General features: G+C 62.1%; 2 protein-coding genes and 1 pseudogene. 2 read left to right on the top strand and 1 reads right to left on the bottom strand.

What is annotated here, in order from left to right; all coding sequences use genetic code 11:
- A partial coding sequence (locus BGIM_RS66455) for a helix-turn-helix domain-containing protein (RefSeq protein WP_202947229.1) occupies nt 1-365 on the bottom strand: 365 nt, incomplete at its 3' end.
- 107 nt (nt 366-472) lie between these two features.
- On the opposite strand from BGIM_RS66455, the pseudogene BGIM_RS61180 reads away from it, so the two are divergent.
- Together BGIM_RS61180 and BGIM_RS62130 are read left to right on the top strand one after the other, a co-directional pair.
- Nucleotides 473-1,263, top strand: a pseudogene (locus BGIM_RS61180) (IS5 family transposase).
- A gap of 601 nt (nt 1,264-1,864) precedes the next feature.
- The gene (locus tag BGIM_RS62130; RefSeq protein WP_020469373.1) at nt 1,865-2,239 is read left to right on the top strand and encodes a hypothetical protein; all 375 of its coding nucleotides are present in this window, start codon (nt 1,865-1,867) and stop codon (nt 2,237-2,239) included.
- Nucleotides 2,240-2,491 lie beyond the last annotated feature (252 nt).

Genomic DNA, 2,491 nt, shown 5'->3' with positions numbered 1-2,491 from the left:
CGGTCCAGCGTCCAGCAGCCGAACGGCAGGCCGAGATCGGCCGGCTTCGTCAAGGCGGCGGCGATGACCTCGGCTTTCTCGTCCGGCGTGTAGGTGGCGGGCCGGCCGGACCGGGCGTCGTCGTGCAACGCCCGCAGGCCGACCCGGTTGAACCGGCGAAGGCGGCCATACACGGTGATTCGGGTGACGCCCAGGCGACGGGCAATGTGGGCCGGCTTCTCGTCGTCGGCCAGGGCCAGAAGGATGGCGGCCCGCTCAACGACTCTCGCCTCGGATTTACGGGAACGGGTTAGGCGGGTGAGTTCGGCCCGTTCTTCGGCCGTCATCTCCCGAAGACGTAATGGCTTCCAAACACGTCGTGGCATACGGAGCTTCCTGCCAAAAATGAAGTGCTAAGAGCGAACGGAAAAAATGACTTTGGGTGGTTCAGAAAGGGCTAAAATAAGAGTACCCTTTCGAGAGGGAATTTGCCATGAAACCCATCGTCACTGATGAATTTTGGGCCTTCGTCGAGCCCATGCTCCCCCCGCCCAAGCCATGCCGTCAAGACCATCCCGGACGCCATCCGCTGGACGACCGTGCCATTCTGACCGGTATCTTGTTCGTCCTGAAATCGGGCATCGCCTAGGACGACCTGCCCGCCGAACTCGGCTGGGGTTGCGGGAAGACCTGTCGGGAACGCCTGGGACAATGGCAGCAACTTGGCGTCTGGGACCGTCTGCGCGCGGCCATCCTGTCGCGGTTGAACGCCGCCGACCAGATCGACTGGTCGCGGGCGGCCGTGGACAGCGGTTCGGTCCGGTCGCCCGGCGGCGGCGAGGCGACCGGACCGAACCCCACAGACCGCCGGAAATTAGGGTCAAAACACCACATCCTCGTTGATGGCCGGGGCATTCCGCTGGCGGTGATACCGGGGCGAACCGCCACGACGCCAGGGGCTTCATGCCCCTGTTGAACCGCCTGCCGTGGGTCCGGGGGAAGGTCGGCCATCCCCGGCGTTATCCCGCCCAACTGTTCGGAGACCGGGCCTATGATTCGGAGGGGTTGCGGGGAGCCTGCCAGATCCGCAGGATCATTCCCCGTCTGGCGAGACGTCGGACCGAACACGGCAGCGGCTTGGGAGTGTTCCGATGGCCGGTCGAGCGGACGCTCAGTTGGTTGCACCGGATGAGGCGGCTTGGGTATCGACTCGACCGACTTCTGCCGTCTCATGAAGCCTTCTTGAAACTGGCGTGTGCCGTGATCGCGTTCCGATTTCTATAGCCGTTATTTCATTGTTTCCGTTCGCTCTAAATAGTGTATTAATACTTGGCAGATGCACCACTTAACAATTCACCCTTCGATTGAATCCGATTTAGGCGTGTCAGATTCGTCATGCTTAACTCATCGGTTCCCCAACCACCCGAGGAGGAGAGTAATCCCTCCCTTGGAAATTAAATTTGAATTGTCCACTTTCATTTGTGCCAGAAGGATTCAATGACTTTAGCCGGCACATCCTCGCGCCATCTGGCAAGGGTTCGGTGCAAGATATCTGCGACCTAAGCACGTAGCCGGGAATGGGTATAATGTTTCATGTTACACCTTCACCTGACTGACACCCAACGAATTGAACTGCAAGCCCTGCGTCGGACCAATCTCCCGGCGGTGTTCCGAAGCCGACTGGAAATGATCCTGTTGTTTGACCTGGGCTGGTCGGCTCCCCGGATCGCCACGCCCCCGCTGTCACCCGCCCGCCACCCGGGCCGCCCTCAAGGGCTTTCTCGCTCGCGGCGAGGCTGCGTTTTCCGTGGTCGCTCAAGGCGACGCGATTGGGTGATCCCTCAAGGGCTTTCTCGCTCGCGGCGAGGCTGCGTTCACTCCCGGGTTGCCCGGCCCCGAACCGGATCACGCCCGCCGCGAGCAGGTCACCGGACGGCTGGCCGAACTCCTTGGCCAGGACCGTATCTGGACCAGCCGACAACTCGCCGAGGCCCTTCGTCCCGACGGCGTAACCATCGGCCATCGTCTGGTTCGTCGATACTTGGGCCTGTTGAAGGCCGGATACCGACGGACCGCCCAAGCCGTCGGCCACCAACAAGACCCGAAGAAGGTCGAACGGGCCGAACGGGTCCTCGACGGATTAAAAAAAGCGGACGCTGGTCGCCCGAGGCTGTTTTACCTTGACGAATGCGGCTTCAGTCCGTCCCGGCCGACCGGATACTCCTGGCAACTTCCCAAACAGCGAAAACGGGTGAAATAGGAACATCCGCAAGGCCGGCGGGTCAACGCCCTGGCGACTTATGAGCCCTTCGCCCCGGTCCCGGAGCTCACGGCCGTCCCGTTTGAGCGAACGCGGACCGCCGGGGACCTGGTCCAATATCTCCGGAACCTGTCGGCCGCCGCCGTCCCCCGCGTCGTGGTCTTGGACAACGTCGGCATCCACACGAGCAAGGTGACCAAGGCGGCGCGGCCGGAACTGGCGAAACAGGGCATCTGTCTCTATTGCCTGCCG

Source organism: Zavarzinella formosa DSM 19928 (assembly GCF_000255705.1).
In the GTDB taxonomy this organism is placed as follows: Bacteria; Planctomycetota; Planctomycetia; order Gemmatales; family Gemmataceae; genus Zavarzinella; species Zavarzinella formosa.
The sequence above is the reverse complement of the archived record's forward strand: the minus strand, read 5'-3'. Positions and strand labels throughout refer to the sequence as shown.